This is a genomic window from Ahrensia kielensis DSM 5890 (genome assembly GCF_000374465.1).
Lineage (GTDB): Bacteria > Pseudomonadota > Alphaproteobacteria > Rhizobiales > Rhizobiaceae > Ahrensia > Ahrensia kielensis.
The window spans coordinates 65,822-88,134 of sequence record NZ_KB894533.1 but is presented as its reverse complement, the minus strand read 5'-3'; the positions used below and the strand labels follow the sequence as shown (position 1 = coordinate 88,134).

The following is a 22,313-nucleotide window of genomic DNA, read 5'->3' as shown; positions in this document are numbered from 1 at the left end:
TTGAAGCGAAAAATGAAGTTATTTGTAAAGACTAACACTGCACACTCGGAGATATCATCGCCGAAAGGATGTTAGAAATGGCTGATTGGACATTGCAGGACGTCGCGCGGATCGTGGGCGATTGTGCTTGGATACAGCATGGCGAAAAAGATCTGTTTGTGTCAGGCGCGTCCAAATATCTTCCGACTTACCGCCCAGGAGATATTGTTTTTGTAAGGCCCGAAAACTCTGAATTTGGCATTCCCACAGCCACTTTAACGCGCAACGATATAAAACCGCGCTTGGCGATTATTCAGGGCGACGCACCTTCAAATTTAAATGCAGATGCGATCCTTAAGGTCACGGACCAGACAGAAGCCTTGTTCAGCCTCGCGCACGAAGCACGGCGCATGATTAAATCACCCGTTATCGCGATTACAGGCAGCGTGGGAAAAACCTCGACCACGGCAATGACGCAGCATGCGCTTAGTGCGATTGGCCCCGTTTATGGAACACGCGAAGGGGCGAATATGGCACCCGGCATTGCGTGGAATTTAGCTTGCGTTTCGTCAAAAGACCAATTTGTCATTCTTGAATTGGCTATCGGGAAAATGAGACTAAACACCGCTCTAGCAAAACCGGACATTGCTGTTTTCACCAATATTCACCTTGCGCATTTAATGTACCATTCAAACTTAAGCACGATTGCGCAGCGAAAGGCGAGAATTTTCGAAGGAATGGCAGCGGGCAAATGCGTTGTATTGAACAGTGACATGAATGAGCGGGCTTATTTAGAAAAGTCGGCGCGTGATCGCGGCCTAGAAATCTTATATTACGGTCGCCGAGCAGAAGATCACGTCCGCTTACTTAGCCTTGATACAAGCAAAGCCGTTGCTGAAATTGCAATTGGCGATCATGTTTTACGGCTGGAAAACTGCCTTCAACATGGCCTCCATATGCTTGAGAACTTTCTTGCGATATGTGCCGTTCATCTTTCGCTTGGTGTAACCATGGAAAATCTGGCTGATAAATTTGCGGATTTTGATGTGGCCAGAGGGCGCGGATCAGTACATCAAGTTCCAACGCAAGGGGGACATTTTACGCTTTTAGATCATTCCTATAATGCCAATCCAGCCTCCATGCGCGCCTCATTAGTCCATCTGCAAAGCCTGCCAGCACAGGGACGCCGCATAGCCGTTCTTGGCAATATGGCGGAGCTCGGAGATATGGCCGTATCAGAACATGACAGTTTGATCGAGCACGTTAAAAGCCTTGGCTTGGACCATGTCTATACGCTTGGCGAAGGCTTCGACCAAGTATGTGGATTAGCAAGCCACACACATCTTGATGGTCCTCAGGACTTACTAACGGTCTTGCGCGATGAAACACGGGCGGGCGATGCCGTCTTGGTGAAAGGGTCAAACAGTACAGGACTATACCAAATGGTGAAAAAATTCCTGAGCACTTAGTGAGTGAGCTCACAAACATTCTTTCGGTTAAAAACGGGCTTGGTGATCCCGGCTGGAATTGAACCAGCGACCCTCAGATTAGGAATCTGATGCTCTATCCAACTGAGCTACGGGACCACACGGTGCTAATATGCGAAAATCAGCTGCCGATCAACGTACTGGATTTTGCTCTGCAATCTGCGCCCAATAGCTGATGCCATAAGGTATGACTTCGTCATTAAAGTCATATTTGGGATGATGCAAACCTGCGCTTTCACCATTGCCAATCAAAATCATCGCCCCTGGCCGCGCTTCCAACATATAGGAGAAATCTTCGCCGCCCATCAACGGAGGCGTGTCGGTATCAATGTTACTCGCACCAACAACAGCACTTGCAGCTTGTGTCGCAATCTCAGTTTCAACGTCATGATTAACCGTTACCGGATAGCCGCGGCGGAATTCTAGGTGGACTTCACAGCCATAGGTATCGGCAACAGATTTCGTAATTTCCCGCAAACGCTTTTCACCAAACGCACGTATGTCGCTGTTAAGTGTCCTGATCGTGCCGCCAAGTTTTGTTTCATTCGGAATAACATTATGGGCGTCCCCAGCATGAAACTTGGTGACTGAAACCACGATAGATTCAAGCGGATCTACATTGCGCGATGCAATGCTCTGCAAAGACTGAACCAGCGCTGCACCCGTAACAATCGGGTCAATCGTACCATGCGGCATAGCAGCATGACCGCCCTTGCCTTTTAATGTGATGTTAAATTCATCTGTCGCGGCGAAAAAACCGCCTTTGCGTATAGTGAATTCGCCAACAGGTACATTAGGCATATTATGCATGCCGTATACGCGGTCGATGCCAAACCGCTCCATCATGCCGTCTTTGACCATTTCATTACCGCCGCCACCGCCTTCTTCAGCCGGTTGGAAAATGACGACAATTGTTCCAGAAAAATTACGCGTTTCACTCAAATATTTTGCAGCGCCAAGCAGCATTGCCGTGTGCCCATCATGGCCACATGCATGCATTTTGCCATCTGTTTTAGAAGCATAAGCTTTGCCAGTTGCCTCTTTGATGGGCAGCGCATCCATATCCGAGCGCAGGCCAAGCGTTTCGCCGTCACCCCGATTGCCTTTGATAACAGCACACACACCCGTGCGGCCAAGCCCTGTGACAACTTCATCGCAGCCAAACTCGCGCAGTTTTTCTTCAACGAAAGCTGCGGTCTGGTGCACATCAAACATCAATTCTGGGTTTTGGTGCAAATGCTTGCGCCACCCAGCAACTTCTGCCTGCATTTCCGCTGCCCTATTTAAAACTGCCATGATGTCGCCTCAACTTGAGTGGATTTGGTCCTCCATAGATGGCGCGGCAAAGCTGCCACATCAAGCAATTAATCGACAAAATCGGCCTTAATTGTTTGAAACCGGATGCAGCCTCTACTAAACAAGCACGACAAAGGAGATTTCATGGCCCGCACGATTAAATCAGTATGGCTTACTCTATCGCTCATTGCTGCGATCATTGTTCCCACACACATCGCACTTGCCGGACCATCGATTTTAATCGAGATGAAATCAGGCCGTGTACTGGAAGCCAACCGCGCTTTTGAACGCTGGAACCCAGCATCCCTTACCAAGCTGATGACTGCCTATGTCACTTTCAAAGAGATTGAAGCTGGCCGCCTAACAACATCAGCGCCAGTGCGTATATCGACGAATGCTGCGAACAATCCGCCAAGCCGCATGGGCTATAAAGTTGGCTCTGTGATGACCGTCGAGAACGCTCTTGAAATGCTCATCGTCAAATCAGCCAATGATGTTGCTGTAGCACTTGGCGAAGCGGTTTCTGGCACTGAGCCTGAATTTGTTGCGCGCATGAATGCAGAGGCAAAACGCCTTGGTATGATCGACACCCATTTCGCCAATCCAAACGGCTTGCATGATGACAGCCAATACACAACAGCGCGTGACTTGGGCATTTTAGCAACAGCCATACGCCGTGATTTTCCAGCCTACGATCCCATCTTCGCAGCAGAAGCAATCAGCACGGGCGGAAAAGTGACCTCGACTTACAATTTGCTGATTGGCCGCTATGCGGGTGCAGACGGCATGAAAACAGGCTTTGTTTGTGCATCCGGCTTTAATCTTGTCGCATCAGCAACCCGTAACGGCCAAACTATGATCGCTGTGGTTTTAGGTGCAGTCTCACAAAAAGAGCGCGCAGAAGAAGCTGTAAGACTTATGGAAAAAGGCTTTGCCAACCCTAATCTTGCAGCGCCAACACTGCTTGAATTGCCACGCCCTGCAAATGTTTCAGATCAAGTCGCCAATATGCGCTCTACGGTTTGCACAGATGAAGCACGGGCCTCGCGCTGGGATGGCCGGCAAATTGAAGGATATATCACCTTTAATACGCCAGCAATAAAACCACTGACACGCGCACCAAAAGCGTTAAAAACAGGCCTTGGCGGCGCAGATGGTGTTTCCAAATCGGCTGTCATGCTCAATGGTCAATTTGTTCAAGCCTATCCGGTACCGTCTGAAAAACCAGTACGGCCAACACTTTTAGAAGATGGCGATAAAGAACAATTCGGTCTGCGGCCCGGCTTTACAGTTCCTGTTCCGAACCAGCGTCCTTCTTAAGAAGAAAGCGATGCCCACCACCTTCAACGGCTTCTGATTTAATCAGAGCGTGGCCGCGTTCGCGCACAAAATTGGGAATATCGATAACGGCAAGCGGATCAGAGGTTTCAATCCAAAGCTCTTCACCAGCAAGCATATCGCGCATACGCTTCTGTGTTTTTAAAACCGGTAACGGACAGTTCAAACCACGCAGATCGTATATTTCAGCCATATTAATTGGATACTTCTTGCACTGAGCTTTCGACAAGCGTCGTTTCAGCTGTCGTCGCAGCAGCCCCAGATGATGACGCTGTCGCAATAACATTGGCAGGCGCTACGGCCGCTTCTTCAGGCAGCTTTTCCACGGGCATGGCAACAGGTGCAGGAGGAGTTGGAAGCGGTTTTAAAGAAACGGGACCAGGCTTGCGCCCTTCATGCTTTGCCAACAGCTTTTCAAACTCAACCGCGTAATTGTTTTCAAATTTGGTATAGGCCACTTCTAACTTGTATGGCATTTCCATTTTCGGGCACGCTGCACTAGCGTTAAAACTACCCTCAACTGCTGATTGGTTGAAGACATAGCGACGGTTACACACGTCCACCTTTGGCGGCAATTGTGTTAGTTCAAAATGGTCATAGCCTTTTTTGAGCATCGACCAATATTCAAAATGCTCGCTATCACGGTGCTTCACCATGTTTTCAGCTGTCATACGAAACGGAAAGGCTTGAACCTGAAAAGCCTCTTGCCCGCCAGCCAATGCGTCACGTGCAAAACCATAAATTTCAGCAACATTTTCGTCCGTCATTGCATAGCAACCAGCAGACGAGCAATCGCCGTGCACCATCAAGTTTGAGCCTGTTCGACCAAGCGAACGGTCAAATCGGTTTGGATAGCCTAAATTGAAAGAGAGATAATAATCGGAATTTGGGTTCATTAGGCCGCGATTGACCATGTAAAACCCTTCAGGAGCCTGCCGGTCTCCTTCTTTTATTTTAGGGCCTTTAACACCGGAATATTTGCAAATCTCATAAGATTTAACCAGGCCGTAGCGACCGGTATCTTTCTGTTTCCAAACCTCAAGAACACCTTCTTCTTTGAAGATACGCATCATGACAGGTGATGATTTCGTCATCCCTTGCGCTTTCATCTTGCGCACTACATCCTGAGGCAATGGCTGGTTAGCTTTACGGGCAACATCCAGCACATCGCTGGAATTACATCCAGCAAGGGCAAGAGCGCTCGCCAATCCCAAAGCTATAGAAAAACGTCGTAAGTTCATCAGAGAAATCCAAAAATTCGCACCTAACCATTATAGTTGACGAATTATTACCGCAAGGTTTCCACTATCACTTCACGATGATGTGAAATGATAGTGTTCTTGCTATCTTCGCATTAAGGCCGACAAATGACGTAAGCAATTGCTGTAATTTAAAGATTACGTCCAATGGCTAGAAATTTTTCGCGGCGTTGTTGCTTGATTTCAGCGCCTTCTTTGCCTTCAAACTCTTTTAGAGCATCGGCAATGCATTTTTCTGCATCAACCATGACGGCATCAATATCGCGGTGCGCTCCGCCCAAAGGTTCAGGAATAATACCGTCAATAACTTTGAACTGCAGCAAATCCTGCGCGGTTATTTTCATAGCCGTTGCAACATCTTTTGCCCGCGCAGAATCACGCCAAAGAATTGATGCCCCCGCTTCAGGCGAAATAACCGAATAAATCGCATGTTCCAGCATGAAAACCTTATTGGCAGTTGCAATAGCAATCGCACCACCAGAACCGCCTTCACCGATAATAACGGAGATAATAGGCACGTCGAGGTTCAAACATTTTTCAGTCGAACGGGCAATAGCTTCTGCTTGGCCGCGCTCTTCTGCGCCAATTCCTGGATATGCACCGGATGTATCAACCAGTGTGATAACAGGAATTCCAAATCGGTTCGCCAAATCCATGATCCGGACCGCTTTGCGATAGCCTTCAGGCCGCGCCATACCAAAATTATGTTTGAGGCGCGTTTTCGTATCAGAACCTTTTTCCTGCACGATCACAGCAACTGATTCGCCTTGAAAACGTGCAAAACCAGCCAGAATCGCATGGTCTTCTGCAAAATTCCGGTCACCTGCAAGTGGCGTAAAATCAGTAAACAGCGCATCAATATAGTGAACGCCGTGCGGGCGGGAAGGATGGCGCGCAACTTGTGCTTTTTGCCAAGGCGTCAGCTTACGGTAAATATCGACAAGAGCATCTTGTGAACGCTTTTCTAGTCGTGCGATTTCATCGGCGGTATCAACGGCGCCTTCTTCTTTTGCGGATATCTTTTTGAGCTCGAGGATTTGACCCTCAAGGTCCGCGATAGGTTTCTCAAATTCCAGATAGCTGGTCATAGAACTCTGCCATTTTCACGCTTACTCTTGTAGCGTGAGGTGGCGGTTTCAAACACCAATGTCAAGCTTTGCAAACTTGATGCACCCAAAAACATACTAAATTTGCGCCAAAGGGTGATGCTCGCTCACCAAAGCATGCAAACGTTCATCCAGCACATGCGTATAAATTTGCGTCGTGGAAATATCCGAATGCCCCAGCAATTGCTGCACCACTCGCAAATCTGCACCATTTTGCAAAAGATGCGTTGCAAAAGCATGGCGCAGAACATGGGGCGACAATTGGCTAGGAACCAAGCCGCAGCGCGCGCCTATTGCTTTTAAATCACGTGCAAAAACCTGCCGCGCAAGCGCTTGCTCATAATTATCGGCTGGAAAAAGCCATTTACACTGTTTTGATTTGTCATTCAGGTCTCGAATTTCCAAATGATAATCAACGGCATCCATCGCTTTTTGAGACATCGGAACCATGCGCTCCTTATTGCCTTTACCTTTGACAATAAAAAACGGCTCATGACGGCGCATTAAAGAGACAGGCAAACTGACAAGCTCGCTTACGCGCAAACCTGTTGCGTATAACATTTCCAGCAGCGCGTGATTGCGAACAGCCCGCGCCTTAGCCTTTTTTGATCGTTGCGGCGCTTGAGCCTCTAATTCCGCCTGACCAAGCAAGCGTGAAACATCATCTTCGCTCATCGTTTTTGGCAGTGTACGTGCTTTTTTAGGCGCTGTGATCGTTGCCGTTGGATCGTCTTCGCGCACACCTTCTGAATATAAGAACAGATAATATTGTTTTAGCGCAGAAAGCCGCCTTGCCTGACTGGAGGCGGCAAACCCCGCAGCTTCCATCGAGCCTATATAGTCCGCGATTTGGCTTTGTGATGCTTGAGCAAGTTTAACATTATTGTTGATGCGTAAAAAACCAGACGCATCATCTAAATCACGCCTATAAGATGATAAGGTATTGGCAGCAGCGCCGCGTTCAGCGCTCATCATTTCTAAAAATGCATCGATCATATGGTAATTATAGCTTCAAAGTCTTACTGATCTGCGAAGAATATTATTGTATGCCGTTATCGGCATCAGAACCAGTTGTAATAGTTCCAGTTTCCTGCCGAACAGGATTTATCTTGTCGGTTGGCACACGTTCGCTCATTTCCCGCTTGGTGGGCTCCACATACAAGACGAGCGCAAACATCGCGCCATAAATGGCACCAGCGATCAGCCCGATTGTCATTAAAAACCGAATTAAACTCGGCATATCATATCACCCAAGAATTCATCCTGCTTCATAAGCGGCTTTTCCTACACAAATCAACCGCCAAATGGCCTCAACAGCACTGACATTCTTGACATTGACGACAAGTTTATGCGCTAAGCAGTCCAGAGCGAAAGACAGTTTCATGGATATGGCAACCAAAAAGCGCGCGGCCAATGTGCGTAACCTGATCGGCGATCAAACCATTGCGCTTGTTGGCCTAATGGGGGCAGGAAAGTCTGCTATTGGCAGGAAGCTAGCACTTGCGCTGGACCTACCCTTCATTGATGCCGACACAGAAATCGAAGCGGCGGCAAAAATGCCGGTTGCTGAAATTTTTGAGGCATATGGTGAACCCGAATTCCGCCGCCTGGAAGCAAGCGTGATAAAGCGTGTTTTAGAAAGCGGCCCGCAAGTTCTGGCAACCGGCGGCGGGGCTTTTATCAATGAAGCAACGCGCGACATCATTCATCAAAACGGTGTATCCTTGTGGTTATCAGCCGAGATTGATCTGCTCATGACTCGCGTGAGCAAAAAAGCCACGCGCCCGCTTTTAAAGAACCCGAACCCACGCGCGATCATGCTCGATCTCATAGACAAGCGTTATCCAATATACGCGAAAGCCAACATCGAAGTTCTTTCGGAAGATCTTACAAAAGACGAGATGGCCTGCATCGTCATCAAAGCACTGGATGATCATTTATCCGCGCAAAGCAATCAGAACGGAAAGTCCAGCCGCCATGCCTGATAGTAATCTCATTGAAACAGTACGAGTCGAACTTGCTGACCGTTCTTACGATATTTTAATCGGCGACAATCTGCTTATGCAGGCGGGCGAGAAAATTAAATCCGTTCTTCCAAATGCCAAATGCGCGATCGTGACCGACGAAAATGTTGCCGCAATCCATTTAGAAGCCCTACAAGAAAATCTAAAAGCCGCAGGCGTTGAAGCCAAACCGATCATCCTTCCTGCAGGTGAAGCAACAAAAAGCTACGAGCACCTTCAAACCGTAATCGAGGCCATTATCGAAATGCGCCTTGAGCGCGGTGATGCAGTCGTTGCTTTTGGCGGCGGCGTTATCGGTGATCTGGCAGGCTATGCGGCGGCCTCTGTGCGCCGCGGCATGAATTTCATACAAATACCCACATCGCTTCTTTCGCAGGTTGATAGTTCCGTTGGCGGCAAAACCGGCATCAACTCACCGCAGGGCAAAAATCTTGTCGGTGCATTTTACCAACCAAAACTCGTGCTCGCCGATACCGCTATTCTTGATACGCTTTCTGCACGTGAGTTTCGTGCGGGCTTTGCCGAAGTGATTAAATACGGCCTCATCAATGATGCTGATTTCTACGGTTGGCTTGAGCAAAACTGGGATGGCATTCAAGAAGGCGGCGAAAAACGCATTCACGCAGTCGCAACATCCTGCCGCGCAAAAGCGGCCATCGTTGCCCGTGATGAGTTTGAAGCTGGAGAACGTGCTTTGCTCAATCTTGGCCACACATTTGGTCATGCGCTGGAAGGCATTACAAAATACCAATCGGACGTATTGGTTCATGGTGAAGGCGTGGCAATCGGCATGGTTTTAGCGCATGCTTTTTCAGCCCGTATGAACCAATCATCGCCTGATGATACGGTGAGAGTGACGAATTATCTTAAAAAAGTCGGATTGCCGACAGATATGTCTGGTTTGCGCAATCACGTAAAAACAGCAGACCAGATGATGGATTTCATCGCACAGGACAAAAAAGTCTCACGCGGTAATCTCACCTTTATTCTGACACATGGTATAGGCCAATCCTATATTGCCAATGATGTGCCGGCAGCAGAAGTGCATGCCTTTTTGACAGAGATTTTGGAGAGCTAAATGGAAATTTGGATAACAACACTTGCGATCATCGTTTTGATTGCTTTGTCCGCCTTTTTCTCTGGTTCCGAAACAGCCCTCACAGCCGTCTCGCGCGGCCGCATGAAACAATTGGCCAACCAAGGCGACGTGCGCGGCGAAGGCGTCAATAAATTGACCGAGAACAAGGAGCGTCTTATCGGCGCTCTTCTTATCGGCAACAATATGATCAATGTTCTGTCCTCTGCGATTGCAACGACATTGTTCTTGAATCTTTTTGGCGAAACCGGCGTTGTCTATGCAACAATCGTGATGACAGTATTGCTGGTGATTTTTGCCGAAGTCATGCCGAAATATCTGGCGATTTCTAAAACTGATAAGTTCGCATTGGCTGTTCAGCCCATTATCCGCGTTTTTGTTATGATCGTCTCACCGCTCGCCTATGCGGTAGATCAAATCGTCCGTTCTATTCTGGCTGCCTTTGGCGTGCGTTTTGATGAAAATGAATCAATCCTTTCTGGCCATGATGAACTGCGCGGCGCAGTAGAAGTGCTGCATGAAGAAGGCTCTGTGGACAAGGAAGACCGTGCGCGCCTTGGTGGATTGCTTGATTTAAACGAGCTTGATGTTTCCGATGTGATGATCCACCGCACAAATATCGAGATGGTCAATGCTGACGATTCATCCGAAATAATCGTCAAGCAAATATTGGAAAGCCAATATACTCGTCTACCAGTTTGGCGCGGTGAAACTGATAATATTGTCGGCATCGTTCATGCTAAAGACATGCTGCGCGCTTTGCACACGGTCGACAATGACCCGGCCAAAATCGACATTTTAAAAATCGCAAACAAACCTTGGTTTGTGCCAGACACCACAATGTTGCACGATCAGCTTAACGCCTTTTTGCGCCGGAAAGCCCATGTCGCCATCGTTGTTGATGAATATGGCGAGCTTGAAGGTCTGGTCACGCTAGAGGATATCATCGAAGAGATCGTCGGCGAGATTGCCGATGAGCACGATATCGAAGTTACTGGCGTTAAAAATGAAGCTGACGGTTCTGTGCTGGTTGATGGCTCCGTGCCGATTCGCGACCTAAACCGCGCATTGGGCTGGGACTTGCCTGATGAAGAAGCAACCACCATTGCTGGTCTTGTTATCCATGAGGCGAAACTTATCCCGATGGAAAAACAAGCTTTCACGTTTTATGGCAAACGGTTTCTTGTTCTCAAGCGTGTCAAAAACCGCATCGAAAAACTGCGCATCAAATAAGCTTAAGCCGAACAAATACTACCAGCGCACATTATCGGTTGTTGCCGCTGGCTCTAAAGCCAGCGCATGCAAACCTTCATCAAGAACTGGCTTGAGCAAATCATTGATCAAGCGGTGCCGCTGAACACGTCCTACACCATCAAACTTTGCTGAAATGACGCGCACACGCATATGCGTTTCGCCCGAACCATCGGCCGATCCACCCGCATGACCTGCATGCATATGGCTCTCATTAATGACCTCCATACGCACTGGATTTAGCGCTTGAGACAAGATGTCTCTTATCTGTTTTTCAATTGGACCCATTTCATCGCCTTTCCAGCCTTGCAACACTGCTCATGTCCAGCTAAACCAGAGCGTCGCCAAATGCACGTTAATTTGTGCCTATTGTGACGGTGACAATGCTGTCAATCCTTGTTTAGCGGGTTTCACATCCCACATCGGTAATATGACCAAACGATCAAAATACTTCGATAGCATCCGTATCAATCCGGGTGGTAAAAAAAAGAAAGCCGAAGAAGAGGCTCGCAACAAATGCCAATGGGCAGGTTGCGAGAACGCTGGCGCGCATAAAGCGCCTGCAGGCAGGGACAGAGAGGGAGAGTATCTCTGGTTCTGCACGGATCACGTTCGCGAGTACAACAAGAACTACAATTATTTCTCTGGCTTGTCGGATGACGACATTGCCAAGTTCCAGAAAAATTCACAAGTTGGCGACCGCCCAACGTGGAAAATGGGCACGGCCAACGCCGAATCGAATCGCTCTGCGCCAATTTTTGCTGACATGAAATCTGGCTCTGCCAAAGCGATGCGCATGCGCAATCCAACCGCATGGGACAGCGTAGTCAACGCCAAACCAGTGCGCCGCCGCTTAAAGCCGCTGGAAGCAAAAGCCATTCGCACGCTCGGTCTTGAGCAAACAGCAAGCTCTGATGAAATCAAAGCGAAGTATAAAGAGCTTGTAAAAAAGCACCATCCAGATGCCAATGGCGGTGACCGCACATCGGAAGAAATTTTCCGTGAGGTCATTCAGGCGCATAAAATTTTGAAATCAGCAGGCATGGCTTAAAGCCAGCACATTTAAGGACGATGATGGCGCATAGCGCATCAAGGAGACACTATGAATAAGATCGATCTCGATATCGCGAATATGCCAGACACAATGGTTGATGTACGCAAAACTTTCGGCATTGATGTCGATCTTGAAGTGCCCGCCTACACCACGGCCAATAGCTATGTGCCGGAAGTTGATGAAGGCTATGTTTTCGACAAGCCAACAACGCTCGCTATTTTGGCAGGCTTTGCTCATAACCGCCGCGTCATGGTTTCAGGATATCACGGCACGGGTAAATCAACCCACATTGAGCAGGTTGCAGCGCGCCTTAACTGGCCTTGTGTGCGTATTAACTTGGACAGCCACGTCTCTCGTATCGACCTTGTCGGTAAAGACGCCATCGTTTTGCAAGACGGCAAGCAAGTCACCGAATTCAAAGACGGCATCCTGCCTTGGGCATACCAAAACAATGTCGCGCTTGTTTTTGATGAATATGATGCAGGTCGCCCCGATGTGATGTTTGTTATCCAGCGTGTTCTCGAATCTTCTGGCCGTTTGACATTGCTCGACCAGAGCCGTGTGATCCAGCCGCACCCAGCGTTCCGCCTATTTGCGACAGCCAACACTGTCGGCCTTGGCGATACAACGGGCCTTTACCACGGCACACAGCAGATCAACCAAGCACAGATGGACCGCTGGTCTATCGTGACAACACTCAACTACCTGCCCCATGATCAGGAAGTTGAAATCATCCTGTCCAAAGCGCCGCAATATCGAAACGAAAAAGGCCGCGAGACCGTAAGCTCAATGGTGCGCCTTGCCGATTTAACACGTAACGCTTTCATTGCTGGCGATCTTTCAACCGTCATGTCGCCGCGTACCGTTATTACTTGGTCTGAAAACACCGCAATCTTCAATGATATCGGCATGGCCTTCCGTCTGACATTCTTAAACAAATGTGATGATCTGGAACGCACGCTTGTTGCTGAATTCTATCAGCGTTGTTTTGGCGAAGAGCTTGCTGAATCAGCTGCCAATGTTGTGCTAAGTTAACGGAGACAACGTGGCAGGCCCCGGCGATAATTATAAGAGAAAACCCAACCAGAAGGTTGATACGGAACCGTTCAAAAAAGCGGTGACAGCTTGCATGCGCGCCATTTCAGGTGAGCAAGAGCTGGAAGTTGTTTTCTCAAATGATAAACCTGCTTTCGCTGGTAACCACGCCCGTATTCCAGACCTGCCAAAGCGCGTTACTAAAAACGACGTGATGATTACACGCGGCGTTGGCGACTCTATGGCCCTGCGTGCTGCATGTCATGACGCATCGGTGCATCGCACCATGTTGCCCGAAGGCGATCAGGCACGCGCTGTCTATGAAGCCGTCGAGCAAGCACGCGTTGAATCAATTGGCGCAAAGCGCATGTCCGGCGTTGGCGATAATCTTGCCGCTATGGTCGAAGACAAATTCATTCGCTCCAACCTTGCTGGTGTGACCGAAAAAGAAAACGCACCGATTGAAGAGGCGATTGCCCTTGTTGTACGCGAGCGCCTAACAGGCCGCAAAACACCTGAAAGTGCAGCCTCTGTTGTCAATCTATGGCGTGATTGGATTGACGATAAAGCGGGCGCTGAGATTGAGCGCCTTGCCGATGATATGGAAAATCAGGCAGCCTTTGCCAAAACTGTGCGCGACATACTTTTCCGCATGGAAATGGCCGAAGACTATGAAGGTGATGGCCAAGACCAGAATGAAGACGAGTCCGATGATGAGTCATCGCCGGAACCAGAAGACGATGACGATGATGGCGGCCTAGACGATCAGGAGTCTGGCGACGAGACAACTGAGCAAGACGACACGCCCATTGAAAGCGAAGAATCGCAAGCTGGCGAGATGGATGAATCCGACGCCACTGGCGACGAGATGGATGAGGATTTTGATCAAGAGGCCGAAGAGCCTGGCGAAGCACAACGCCCCGATCCTGGCATTCACGACATTCTCTCCGACATCGATTACAAAGTTTATTCAACCGAGTTTGATGAAACCATCGGTGCAGAAGATTTATGCGACGCTGCTGAACTTGAACGCTTGCGGATATTCCTCGACAAACAGCTTGCTAATCTTCAAGGCGTTGTCGGGCGTCTAGCCAACCGTTTGCAACGCCGCTTAATGGCACAGCAAAACCGCTCATGGGACTTTGACCAAGAAGAAGGTTATCTTGACCCTGCGCGCCTTCCCCGCATTGTTATCGAGGAACAAGCTGGCGGCTTTGGCGCTCTATCGTTCAAGCGCGAACAAGACACCAATTTCCGCGATACTGTTGTCACGCTTTTGATCGATAATTCCGGCTCTATGCGTGGCCGTCCAATCACGGTGGCTGCGACATGTGCCGACATTCTGGCACGTACACTTGAGCGCTGCGGCGTGAAGGTGGAAGTTCTTGGCTTTACCACCCGTGCGTGGAAAGGCGGACAAGCGCGTGAAGCTTGGCTGAAAAACGGCAAGCCTACGGAACCGGGCCGCCTCAATGATCTTCGCCACATAATTTACAAGTCAGCAGATGCGCCTTGGCGCCGTGCCAACAAGAATCTTGGCCTTATGATGCGCGAAGGCTTGCTGAAAGAAAACATCGATGGCGAAGCGCTGACATGGGCATATCGCCGTTTGGCTGCGCGCTCAGAACAACGCAAAATTTTGATGATGATTTCAGACGGTGCGCCTGTTGACGATTCAACATTGTCGGTCAATCCGGGCAATTATCTTGAACGTCACTTGCGTGCTGTCATTGAGGAAATCGAAACCCGCTCAAATGTCGAAATGCTCGCAATTGGTATCGGCCATGATGTAACGCGCTATTATAAGCGCGCCGTCACAATTGTTGATGCCGAGGAGCTTGCTGGTGCGATGACAGAACAACTCGCCTCATTGTTCGAAGAAAAAACTGGTCGCAAGCGCCGTGATTAAATTCAATGGCGCCACCGCTTGTTTTCTAGCTCTGATGATTGCGCCAGCAATGGCCCAGAGCGTTCAAAGCTTTGAGGTTAAAGCAAGATCGATTGAGCAATTTAAAATTGGCTCAGATCAAAAGACTTTCGGCCCCCTAGAATTTGTTGGCGGCCTCGAGATGACTGGCGGATCGCGCGATTTCGGCGCATGGTCTGGCATCAGCGTTTCAGCTAATCAAATAGACTTTATCGGTGTTCTCGACACCGGCTTTTGGATCGACGGAAAAATCCTGCGCGATGATGGAGGTAAGCCGACCGGCCTTTCAGCAAATTTGCAAGAAATTACGAACGCAGCCGGCATACCCATCACACGCAAATGGCAGGCTGATGCAGAAAGCATCACCCGCAAAGGTGATCTTATTGTCATCGGTTTTGAACGTGCACACCGCATAGACACCTATAAAATTGAACCAGATGGTTCTTATTCTTTCCAAAGCACCAGCGCGCCCAATGTCCCGCTTTATGAGCTTCGTGATAATCGCGGTTTTGAAGCCATCGGTTTTGCGCCGCTACAAACCGCGCTCAATGGTGCGCTTGTTGGCATCAGTGAAAAAAGCCTCGACAAAGATAAAAACATTATGGGCTTTGTGCGCAATGTTGATGGCAGGAGCTTCGAATTCTCTGTCGTCAGAAGCGATGAGTTTGATATCACCGACCTTGGTTTTTTACCCGATGGCGATCTGATCATTCTCGAACGGCGGTTTAACATAGAGTCCGGCATTGCGATGCGCCTTCGCCGCCTCAATGCAAGTGAAATTAAACCAAACTCTACCGTTGATGGCGACGTCTTGTTGGAAGCCGACATGCTTTACCAGATCGATAATATGGAAGGCTTGTCGATCACGACGGACCAAGACGGCACGCCGCGCCTAACAATCATCTCCGATGACAATCATTCACTGATTCAAAGAAATCTTCTTTTAGAATTTAAACTCAACGAAACCGTGAATTAAAAATTTCGCCGCACGCCGATAACATGCGCGTTATGCCCACCGCTCATATTAGACAATGCACCATTGGCACCAGAACGGTGATGCGTGCGATAGAAAAATTCCGTTTTTGGTAGCTGTTCAAAGCTAAAGGCAATTTCAGGGCCTAGATAAAACAGCAATGCCGCATCTGTTCCTGCCGCATGAGCACGCTTAGTTTCTATACCGATTGTGTCGGTGACGGCACTTAAACCAAAAGTAAAGCGTGGCGCGACGTTAACAAAGCCAATATCAAGCCCTTGATGACGAATGGTTGCTCCTGCCCAAATTTCAGCGCTTGTTGGCTGATTATCACCAAGGCGAATTGCACCGCCAACTTCACCGCCCCAAAAGAAACCATGACCAAGTTCAACTAAGTCACGATTATAGATCATGCCGAAATTGTAATTACTCTCAAGGTCGCCAGCAAACGGGATGTTAGCATCACCTGGAAAGGATGAAGCCGAAAATTGCCCAACAAAAAAAGACACGCTTTCAGAAAGAGAGTTTTCTCCAGCATGAGCCCCATTTGAAAAAAACAATGCACTCAATATCAAAGTAATTTTCTTGAACATAGCCCCACCCCAGCAATCGAAATACTTATACAGACGCAGAAAGCATTGTAAATATTTCGATTTAAACTTTTGTTAGATGGTCGCAGGCGTTTTAATAACCAGTCTGTAGGGAAATAGCATTGCTAAGCCGACAAGTATTTTCACTGTAAAGTCACCCACGGCAAGTGATAACCACAACGGCGCATCTGCCCCTATGCCTAAAAACGGAACGGCAAAGCCGAGCGATCCATCCTGACCACCAAAGTCCAAGAAACCAAACATCGGTGCAAAAGCGATCCCGAAGAATAAAACAGTATCGAGGATTGAGCCCAAAAGCGTCGATATAAACGGCGCTTTCCACCACGCAGAAGCGCGCAAACGATCAAATATGGAAACATCCAACATTTGAGCGAATAGGAACGCACAACCAGATGCAATCGCTATACGGGGCGTTGCTAACCAGATCGACAATGCAACAGCGATAATAAATCCAGAAAATACAACGATTCTGGCTTGTGACTTACCAAACCGGCGGTTCGTAAGGTCCGTAACCAAAAAGGCGAGCGGATAGGTAAAGGCGCCCCACGTCAAAATATCCGCGAGGTTAATCCCGCCAATTTTCGCTTGAACAGGAAACTGGACAAGAAAATTGGAGGCAAGCACAACGGCGCACATAGCGATAATGAAAAGGGGGGTGTTTTTTAACATAAGCATTTTTTTACCCTGGGTGATGCCACCAGCTGGAGAGAAAAAAGAGCGGACAATTGCCCGCTCACACTAAAATATAAATACGACTTGAAAAGGCTTAAGCCGCTTCAGTTTGCTTCTGTGCAATACGGCGCTTGATCAAACGAGCGCGCTGTGAAAGCTCAGCAGTTTTAGCCTTTGCCAAATAAGCATCAAGGCCACCACGGTGCTCAACAGAGCGAAGTGTGGACGCAGCAACGCGTAGGCGGAATTTTTCGCCCAACACGTCAGACATCAATGTAACTTGGCAAAGGTTTGGCAAGAAACGACGACGTGTTCTGTTGTTTGCATGGCTAACATTGTTGCCAGTCATAACGGCTTTAGTTGTCAGTTCGCATACGCGGGACATAGTTAGTACCTCAAATTTTTATGGCCTCTCGTCCATTAAAGATCAAAGCGAAACCGCATACGGCCCGCCGACGCTGTCAATAGACTTTGCGAGGAGTCGGGTTTCTATAATGTTGAGTTTCGGAAAGGTCAATGCCTTACATGGACAGAATTGATCATATAAAAGGCCAAATTACACACTAGGCGTAGCCACAAGGGACTTATTACATAGGATTAGCAGGCAATGAAGCGCCTTTTAAAATTTATGGCATTTGCAGCTTTAGGTGCAGGGGCAACGACAAATTCAAGTTTTGCAGCTGATTTCGCAAGCGAATATTCAATATCCATTATCGGAATAAACATTGGCAAAAGCGAATTCAAAACATCTATTAATGACAATCAATACAAAATATCAGGATCATTAAATGCTTCTGGCATAGCCACTGTTTTTACCTCAACAAGTGGCAGCCTAACAGCCAGCGGTAAGTTAAATAATAACAAAGTGCTCGCCACTGCATTTGACGTGAAATATAAAGATGGCGATAAAAACAAAAGAACAACGCTTGGATTTTCCGGCGGCAACGTGACGAAAATTTCAAACACGCCAAAGCCAAAGAAAAAAGGCAAATGGGTTGAGGTACAAAAAAGCCATCTAAACGATGTTCTGGACCCGATGGCGGCGATTCTTGTGCCAGCAAAATCATTCAAATCTGTGTGTAACAATACGCTAAAGATTTTCGACGGTGAGATGCGTGCTGATTTTCCAATGCGCTATTTACGTACAATCCCGTTTTCGGCCCAAGGCTATAAGGGCGACGCTGTAACGTGCCGCGCCTCTTTCAAACCAATTTCCGGTTATGACGCAAACAAAAAAGACATAAACTGGATGCGTGACAGTGGCCGCATTGAAATCAGTTTTGCCCCCGTTGGTAACACGGGTTATTTTGCGCCAGTTGCGGCGAAAATTAAAACACGCATCGGCATGGCAAATATTAGAGCGAGCCGTTTTGAAGCATTGACAAATTAAACCGCGCCATCAACACGTCTAGCATGGATAAAGATAGCGGCGACACACACAAAAATAGCGCAACCATCATCGGCTTCACAGCGGTATTGATGTGGGCGCTACTGGCTCTTTTCACGGATGCGACAGGCAACATTCCGCCATTTCAGCTAGCGTTCATGACGTTTTTCATAGGCACGCTGATTGGTATCATTTGGAATATCGGTCGCAAAAAACCAACAAACGAAGAACCAATCCCGCTGCGTGTCGCTTTAGCGGGCGGCATCGCACTCTTTGCCTATCACGCGCTTTATTTTGGCGCTGTGAAAAACGCGCCTGCGGTGGAGGCAAGCCTAATTGCCTATCTTTGGCCACTACTCATTGTTGTGTGCAGCGCTTTATTGCCCGGCGAAAAGCTGGACTGGCATCATGTATTGGGCGCATTTGCAGGTTTTGCTGGTACAATTCTCATTGTGACAGGCGGCAAAGGTTTCACCATAGACCCAGCAGCAGCATTTGGTTATGGGCTCGCCTTCGCAGCTGCCTTCACATGGACCGCCTACTCTTTGGTCTCGCGAAAATTTGCGGATGTCCCGACAAAAAGCGTCATAGCCTATTGTGCTGTGACGACCGTTCTCGCCCTAGCTGCTCATTTGATGTTTGAAGAAACAACTTTGCCTAGCACCACATTACAATGGCTGGCCATTATTGGTCTTGGCCTTTTGCCCGTCGGGGCAGCGTTTTACACGTGGGATTACGGCATGAAGCGCGGCGATGTCCAAGTCATTGGCGCTTCAAGCTATGCAGCGCCCCTGCTTTCAACCATCATTTTAATTGCCTTTGGCCGCGCAATCTTTTCATGGTCAATTGTGTTTGCCTGCTTGCTGATAACATTTGGCGCAATGCTGGCGGCTAAAAATATTATTCGCCGCCGCAAGCCTGACCAGCTTTAAGCCTGCAGAGTACAAATGTTTGGGGACATTTCCCTCACTTCATGACCATTTAGCCCTTGTCGAACGGGCCAGCACATCGCACATTCTCTTTATGGTGCAACCCCATGTAACACAGCAGAGTAAATGCTCATGAACGCCGACATCGTGGAAATGCGCGCGTTTTATCATTCCGCGCTCGGAGAACGCAGCAACAATGCGATTGCAATGGCGTTAACGCGGATATGGGAGCCGGTTGCAAAAGAACGGCTCGTTGGCATTGGCTATACCCGCCCTTGGCTGGAGCGATTTGAAAATGATACTCAGATCACATTAGCATTCATGCTTGCGGCACACGGCGCAGCTAAGTGGCCACGCACCGGCCCTTCACGGTCTGCGCTTGTGTTTGATGAAGAACTGCCCCTTGCCGATAGTTCAGTCGACAGAATACTTGCCGTTCACGCTTTAGAATATGCCGAAAGCCCACGCGAAACATTAATGGAATTTTGGCGCGTTCTCGCACCCAACGGCAAATTGATTTTGGTTGTGCCAAACAGGCGCGGTGTATGGGCGCGAATAGACACAACGCCTTTTGGCAATGGCCGCCCGTTTTCCTCAGGGCAATTAAGAAATCTGCTCCGCGAAACAAATTTCACGCCTGCCCGCGAAACAGAAGCGCTTTTCTTTCCGCCAAGTCGGCGCTTTTTAGCGCTCAAGCTTTCCAACCAATTTGAAGCGGTCGGCCTGCGCATCGGCCGTCTGTTTGGCGGCGTAATTGTGATCGAAGCTCAAAAACAACTTTATCAAGGCTTGCCTGTCGCAGAACGTCAATCGAGACGTGTTTTCGTTCCAGCCCTTTCTCCGCAAGGCGCGACTAGAAACCAAGTGGATTGACGGCTTTGCATTTGCAACAAACTCAACGTACACAAAGTGCTCAAGCACTTGGACACCCAGACATTCAATAAGCCAGAGAATAAAATGACTGCAAATAATCTTCAGCGACTGACAGAACTTCGCGCTAAAATTGATGCTGTGGATGAATCAGTCCATAATCTTTTGATGCAGCGCGCCAGCGTTATTGACGAGCTTATCAAGGTTAAAGGTGCCGCGACGCAAAAAGGCGCAGCATTTCACCCGGGCCGTGAAGCCAGCATGATGGTCCAATTTGCTAAGCGCCACGCAGGTAGCTTGCCGCTTGAAATGATCATCCATATCTGGCGCGATATCATTTCAACATTTACTTTTCTGCAAGCCAATTACACGGTGCACCTATCCAATGTGGGCGACACCAATTTACTGCGCGATATGGCACGCTTTCAATTCGGCTTCACCGTTCCATTTGAAAATCATGCCACAGCAAAAGAAGCACTGAACGTTATGGCCGAGACCGGCAACGCTTTGGCCGTTATCGCGCTGAATGGCGAAAAATGCTGGTGGCAATATCTTGGCGGCGAAAACGGCCTTGGCTTGATGGCCCGCCTGCCGGTTCTGGTTGAATCTAAACTGCCGTCAGTGGATGCATTTGTGGTTGCACCGCCAACGTCTGAGTCAATCCCTTTTGATTGGCGCACTTATGCTGGGCATGTATCAAGTGCCGACGCCTTAAAAGATTGGACAGGCGGCAAAGTGATCGCAATTGATACAGACGAACAAGGCAAGCATCAGGCGCTCATCGCGATTGCCGATGGCGGCACCGCACCAAAGAGCATGCTCGACATTCGCGCTGTAGGCGGCTATTTCGATCAAGTAGAATCGGCCGCGTAAAGCGCGTTTATAATCTGGATATTAAGATGACATCACAATCACCAAAAGCCACTCGCCCAGAGCCTAACAAAGGCGTGCTTGATATTGCGGCCTATGTACCTGGCAGCGACAAGGCCAATCCAAATGTTAAATTGCACAAGCTCTCTTCAAATGAGACGCCGCTAGGCCCAAGCCCCGCTGCAATAGATGCTTATAATAACATTGCAAATAAGCTTGAAATTTATCCAGACGGTTCAGCCACCGAACTGCGCGATGCCATTGCAAAGACACATGGCCTAAACCCTGAGAACATCTTGTGTTCAAACGGTTCGGACGAACTTTTGGGCTTGCTTGCAGGCACTTATATAGGTCCTGGCGATGAAGGCATCTTTACCGAGCACGGCTTCCTTGTTTATAAGATCCAGATCAAAGCTGCTGGCGGTGTACCGATTGTGGTGCGCGAAACTGATTTGCACGCAAATGTCGACGCTATTTTAGAAGCGGTGACAGAGCGCACAAAGATCGTGTTTCTTGCCAATCCAAACAACCCAACCGGCACATATATGAGTGACTCTGAAGTGCGCCGCTTGCAAGAAAACTTGCCGCCGCACGTTATGTTGGTGCTTGATGCTGCCTATGCAGAATATGTACGCCGCAATGATTATGCCTCCGGCATCGAATTGGTTTCAGCAAACCAAAACGTGGTTATGACGCGCACATTCTCAAAAATTTATGGCCTTGCAGCGCTGCGCATCGGCTGGATGTATGCACCCGCTCACATTGTTGATGCGATTAATCGCGTACGCGGCCCTTTTAATGTCAACACAGCGGCAATTGCAGCTGGTGCAGCAGCGATGAAAGATCGCGCTCATATTGATAAGGCAATTGCTTATAATGAGGAATGGCTGCCGAAGCTCACCGAGGCGTTTACCAATATTGGTCTGAAAGTCACTCCAAGTGTTGGCAATTTCGTGCTGATCCATTTTCCTGATGGTGATGCCGTTCATACATCGCAAGGCGCTAATGACTATCTGATTGAACGCGGTTTTGTTCTACGTGCTGTTGCAGCTTACGGTCTGCCAAACGCTTTACGCATGACAATTGGCTCTGAAGAAGCCAATCTCGGTGTCATCAACGCACTAACCGAATTTATGAAAACGGCCTGAT

The 22,313-nt window shown here is 48.6% G+C and carries 24 protein-coding genes and 1 tRNA gene; 14 read left to right on the top strand and 11 right to left on the bottom strand.

All coding sequences use genetic code 11. From position 1 onward, the window contains the following. Positions 1-77: 77 nt before the first annotated feature. Positions 78-1,448, top strand: a complete 1,371-nt coding sequence (locus tag C504_RS0115290) for a UDP-N-acetylmuramoyl-tripeptide--D-alanyl-D-alanine ligase (RefSeq protein WP_169385147.1) — start codon at positions 78-80, stop codon at positions 1,446-1,448. Between the two features lie 40 nt (positions 1,449-1,488). On the opposite strand, the gene C504_RS0115285 is transcribed toward C504_RS0115290, so the two are convergent. Together C504_RS0115285 and C504_RS0115280 are read right to left on the bottom strand one after the other, a co-directional pair. Further along, a tRNA-Arg gene (locus tag C504_RS0115285) sits at positions 1,489-1,565 on the bottom strand. A 33-nt stretch (positions 1,566-1,598) separates the two neighbouring features. Then, a complete protein-coding gene (locus tag C504_RS0115280; protein WP_018690241.1) occupies positions 1,599-2,762 on the bottom strand; it encodes a M20 aminoacylase family protein in 1,164 nt (387 codons plus the stop codon). A 144-nt stretch (positions 2,763-2,906) separates the two neighbouring features. On the opposite strand from C504_RS0115280, the gene C504_RS0115275 reads away from it, so the two are divergent. After that, complete coding sequence (locus C504_RS0115275; protein ID WP_018690240.1) at positions 2,907-4,082, top strand: D-alanyl-D-alanine carboxypeptidase family protein; 1,176 nt, start codon at positions 2,907-2,909, stop codon at positions 4,080-4,082. Here the strand turns inward: C504_RS0115275 and C504_RS0115270 are convergent. From C504_RS0115270 to C504_RS0115245, 5 genes are all read right to left on the bottom strand, one after another. Beyond that, a complete protein-coding gene (locus C504_RS0115270) occupies positions 4,048-4,293 on the bottom strand; it encodes a sulfurtransferase TusA family protein (RefSeq protein ID WP_018690239.1) in 246 nt (81 codons plus the stop codon). The two genes, C504_RS0115275 and C504_RS0115270, sit on opposite strands and share 35 nt — an antisense overlap. A gap of 1 nt (position 4,294) precedes the next feature. Further along, positions 4,295-5,341, bottom strand: a complete 1,047-nt coding sequence (locus tag C504_RS0115265; RefSeq protein ID WP_018690238.1) for a L,D-transpeptidase family protein — start codon at positions 5,339-5,341, stop codon at positions 4,295-4,297. A 149-nt stretch (positions 5,342-5,490) separates the two neighbouring features. Beyond that, a complete protein-coding gene (locus tag C504_RS0115260) occupies positions 5,491-6,447 on the bottom strand; it encodes an acetyl-CoA carboxylase carboxyltransferase subunit alpha (RefSeq protein WP_018690237.1) in 957 nt (318 codons plus the stop codon). Between the two features lie 96 nt (positions 6,448-6,543). Further along, positions 6,544-7,461 (bottom strand): site-specific tyrosine recombinase XerD, encoded by a 918-nt coding sequence (gene xerD, locus C504_RS0115250; protein ID WP_018690235.1) that lies wholly within the window; start codon positions 7,459-7,461, stop codon positions 6,544-6,546. A gap of 43 nt (positions 7,462-7,504) precedes the next feature. Beyond that, positions 7,505-7,705 (bottom strand): hypothetical protein, encoded by a 201-nt coding sequence (locus C504_RS0115245; protein ID WP_026317561.1) that lies wholly within the window; start codon positions 7,703-7,705, stop codon positions 7,505-7,507. 142 nt (positions 7,706-7,847) lie between these two features. Between C504_RS0115245 and C504_RS0115235 the strand changes: the two genes are divergently transcribed. From C504_RS0115235 to C504_RS0115225, 3 genes are read left to right on the top strand one after another with little or no spacing between them, the layout of a single operon-like run. Beyond that, positions 7,848-8,450: a shikimate kinase gene (locus C504_RS0115235; RefSeq protein ID WP_018690232.1), complete on the top strand. Its 603-nt coding sequence runs from the start codon at positions 7,848-7,850 to the stop codon at positions 8,448-8,450. Next, the gene (gene aroB, locus C504_RS0115230; RefSeq protein WP_018690231.1) at positions 8,443-9,567 is read left to right on the top strand and encodes a 3-dehydroquinate synthase; all 1,125 of its coding nucleotides are present in this window, start codon (positions 8,443-8,445) and stop codon (positions 9,565-9,567) included. The genes C504_RS0115235 and aroB overlap by 8 nt, the downstream gene beginning before the upstream one ends. Continuing rightward, entirely contained in the window at positions 9,568-10,818 is a 1,251-nt protein-coding gene (locus tag C504_RS0115225) for an HlyC/CorC family transporter (RefSeq protein WP_018690230.1), read from the top strand. Between the two features lie 18 nt (positions 10,819-10,836). Here the strand turns inward: C504_RS0115225 and C504_RS0115220 are convergent, their stop codons facing one another. After that, complete coding sequence (locus tag C504_RS0115220) at positions 10,837-11,124, bottom strand: BolA family protein (RefSeq protein WP_026317560.1); 288 nt, start codon at positions 11,122-11,124, stop codon at positions 10,837-10,839. A 142-nt stretch (positions 11,125-11,266) separates the two neighbouring features. Between C504_RS0115220 and C504_RS0115215 the strand changes: the two genes are divergently transcribed. Genes C504_RS0115215 through C504_RS0115200 form a run of 4 tightly spaced genes read left to right on the top strand, consistent with a single transcriptional unit; the run spans position 11,267 to position 15,828 of the window. Beyond that, the gene (locus tag C504_RS0115215) at positions 11,267-11,887 is read left to right on the top strand and encodes a J domain-containing protein (protein ID WP_018690228.1); all 621 of its coding nucleotides are present in this window, start codon (positions 11,267-11,269) and stop codon (positions 11,885-11,887) included. Between the two features lie 51 nt (positions 11,888-11,938). Continuing rightward, the gene (gene cobS, locus C504_RS0115210; RefSeq protein WP_018690227.1) at positions 11,939-12,925 is read left to right on the top strand and encodes a cobaltochelatase subunit CobS; all 987 of its coding nucleotides are present in this window, start codon (positions 11,939-11,941) and stop codon (positions 12,923-12,925) included. Between the two features lie 10 nt (positions 12,926-12,935). After that, the gene (gene cobT / locus C504_RS0115205) at positions 12,936-14,834 is read left to right on the top strand and encodes a cobaltochelatase subunit CobT (protein ID WP_018690226.1); all 1,899 of its coding nucleotides are present in this window, start codon (positions 12,936-12,938) and stop codon (positions 14,832-14,834) included. Positions 14,835-14,883: 49 nt separating this feature from the next. Then, positions 14,884-15,828, top strand: coding sequence for an esterase-like activity of phytase family protein (locus C504_RS0115200; protein WP_169385145.1), 945 nt, complete (start codon positions 14,884-14,886; stop codon positions 15,826-15,828). On the opposite strand, the gene C504_RS18060 is transcribed toward C504_RS0115200, so the two are convergent. From C504_RS18060 to rpmB, 3 genes are all read right to left on the bottom strand, one after another. Continuing rightward, on the bottom strand, positions 15,825-16,418 hold the full coding sequence (locus tag C504_RS18060; RefSeq protein WP_018690224.1) for a hypothetical protein: 594 nt from the start codon (positions 16,416-16,418) through the stop codon (positions 15,825-15,827). The genes C504_RS0115200 and C504_RS18060 overlap by 4 nt on opposite strands. A 72-nt stretch (positions 16,419-16,490) precedes the next feature. Next, a complete protein-coding gene (locus C504_RS0115190; protein ID WP_018690223.1) occupies positions 16,491-17,111 on the bottom strand; it encodes a VUT family protein in 621 nt (206 codons plus the stop codon). Between the two features lie 91 nt (positions 17,112-17,202). Beyond that, positions 17,203-17,493: a 50S ribosomal protein L28 gene (gene rpmB / locus C504_RS0115185; RefSeq protein ID WP_018690222.1), complete on the bottom strand. Its 291-nt coding sequence runs from the start codon at positions 17,491-17,493 to the stop codon at positions 17,203-17,205. Between the two features lie 222 nt (positions 17,494-17,715). Here rpmB and C504_RS0115180 point away from each other — a divergent pair, with 222 nt between their 5' ends. The 5 genes from C504_RS0115180 (at position 17,716) to hisC (ending at position 22,312) form a co-directional block, all read left to right on the top strand. Then, the gene (locus tag C504_RS0115180) at positions 17,716-18,498 is read left to right on the top strand and encodes a DUF3108 domain-containing protein (RefSeq protein WP_018690221.1); all 783 of its coding nucleotides are present in this window, start codon (positions 17,716-17,718) and stop codon (positions 18,496-18,498) included. 23 nt (positions 18,499-18,521) lie between these two features. Next, positions 18,522-19,427 (top strand): aromatic amino acid exporter YddG, encoded by a 906-nt coding sequence (gene yddG / locus C504_RS0115175; RefSeq protein WP_018690220.1) that lies wholly within the window; start codon positions 18,522-18,524, stop codon positions 19,425-19,427. Positions 19,428-19,556: 129 nt separating this feature from the next. Beyond that, on the top strand, positions 19,557-20,297 hold the full coding sequence (locus C504_RS0115170) for a class I SAM-dependent methyltransferase (RefSeq protein ID WP_018690219.1): 741 nt from the start codon (positions 19,557-19,559) through the stop codon (positions 20,295-20,297). Positions 20,298-20,381: 84 nt separating this feature from the next. Further along, entirely contained in the window at positions 20,382-21,167 is a 786-nt protein-coding gene (locus tag C504_RS0115165; RefSeq protein ID WP_018690218.1) for a chorismate mutase, read from the top strand. A 26-nt stretch (positions 21,168-21,193) separates the two neighbouring features. Beyond that, positions 21,194-22,312, top strand: a complete 1,119-nt coding sequence (gene hisC, locus C504_RS0115160; RefSeq protein ID WP_018690217.1) for a histidinol-phosphate transaminase — start codon at positions 21,194-21,196, stop codon at positions 22,310-22,312. Position 22,313: the final 1 nt, after the last annotated feature.

What these genes read in the sequence shown, in the direction of transcription:
- C504_RS0115245 (WP_026317561.1), bottom strand. Translation starts at nt 7,705, where the DNA reads ATGCCGAGTTTAATTCGGTTTTTAATGACAATCGGGCTGATCGCTGGT.
- C504_RS0115215 (WP_018690228.1), top strand. Translation starts at nt 11,267, where the DNA reads ATGACCAAACGATCAAAATACTTCGATAGCATCCGTATCAATCCGGGT.
- C504_RS0115265 (WP_018690238.1), bottom strand. Translation starts at nt 5,341, where the DNA reads ATGAACTTACGACGTTTTTCTATAGCTTTGGGATTGGCGAGCGCTCTT.
- C504_RS0115270 (WP_018690239.1), bottom strand. Translation starts at nt 4,293, where the DNA reads ATGGCTGAAATATACGATCTGCGTGGTTTGAACTGTCCGTTACCGGTT.
- C504_RS0115225 (WP_018690230.1), top strand. Translation starts at nt 9,568, where the DNA reads ATGGAAATTTGGATAACAACACTTGCGATCATCGTTTTGATTGCTTTG.
- C504_RS0115280 (WP_018690241.1), bottom strand. Translation starts at nt 2,762, where the DNA reads ATGGCAGTTTTAAATAGGGCAGCGGAAATGCAGGCAGAAGTTGCTGGG.
- cobS (WP_018690227.1), top strand. Translation starts at nt 11,939, where the DNA reads ATGAATAAGATCGATCTCGATATCGCGAATATGCCAGACACAATGGTT.
- C504_RS0115220 (WP_026317560.1), bottom strand. Translation starts at nt 11,124, where the DNA reads ATGGGTCCAATTGAAAAACAGATAAGAGACATCTTGTCTCAAGCGCTA.
- yddG (WP_018690220.1), top strand. Translation starts at nt 18,522, where the DNA reads ATGGATAAAGATAGCGGCGACACACACAAAAATAGCGCAACCATCATC.
- xerD (WP_018690235.1), bottom strand. Translation starts at nt 7,461, where the DNA reads ATGATCGATGCATTTTTAGAAATGATGAGCGCTGAACGCGGCGCTGCT.
- C504_RS0115180 (WP_018690221.1), top strand. Translation starts at nt 17,716, where the DNA reads ATGAAGCGCCTTTTAAAATTTATGGCATTTGCAGCTTTAGGTGCAGGG.
- C504_RS0115290 (WP_169385147.1), top strand. Translation starts at nt 78, where the DNA reads ATGGCTGATTGGACATTGCAGGACGTCGCGCGGATCGTGGGCGATTGT.
- rpmB (WP_018690222.1), bottom strand. Translation starts at nt 17,493, where the DNA reads ATGTCCCGCGTATGCGAACTGACAACTAAAGCCGTTATGACTGGCAAC.
- C504_RS0115190 (WP_018690223.1), bottom strand. Translation starts at nt 17,111, where the DNA reads ATGCTTATGTTAAAAAACACCCCCCTTTTCATTATCGCTATGTGCGCC.
- C504_RS0115200 (WP_169385145.1), top strand. Translation starts at nt 14,884, where the DNA reads ATGGCCCAGAGCGTTCAAAGCTTTGAGGTTAAAGCAAGATCGATTGAG.
- hisC (WP_018690217.1), top strand. Translation starts at nt 21,194, where the DNA reads ATGACATCACAATCACCAAAAGCCACTCGCCCAGAGCCTAACAAAGGC.
- aroB (WP_018690231.1), top strand. Translation starts at nt 8,443, where the DNA reads ATGCCTGATAGTAATCTCATTGAAACAGTACGAGTCGAACTTGCTGAC.
- C504_RS0115275 (WP_018690240.1), top strand. Translation starts at nt 2,907, where the DNA reads ATGGCCCGCACGATTAAATCAGTATGGCTTACTCTATCGCTCATTGCT.
- C504_RS0115235 (WP_018690232.1), top strand. Translation starts at nt 7,848, where the DNA reads ATGGATATGGCAACCAAAAAGCGCGCGGCCAATGTGCGTAACCTGATC.
- C504_RS18060 (WP_018690224.1), bottom strand. Translation starts at nt 16,418, where the DNA reads ATGTTCAAGAAAATTACTTTGATATTGAGTGCATTGTTTTTTTCAAAT.
- C504_RS0115170 (WP_018690219.1), top strand. Translation starts at nt 19,557, where the DNA reads ATGAACGCCGACATCGTGGAAATGCGCGCGTTTTATCATTCCGCGCTC.
- C504_RS0115260 (WP_018690237.1), bottom strand. Translation starts at nt 6,447, where the DNA reads ATGACCAGCTATCTGGAATTTGAGAAACCTATCGCGGACCTTGAGGGT.
- C504_RS0115165 (WP_018690218.1), top strand. Translation starts at nt 20,382, where the DNA reads ATGACTGCAAATAATCTTCAGCGACTGACAGAACTTCGCGCTAAAATT.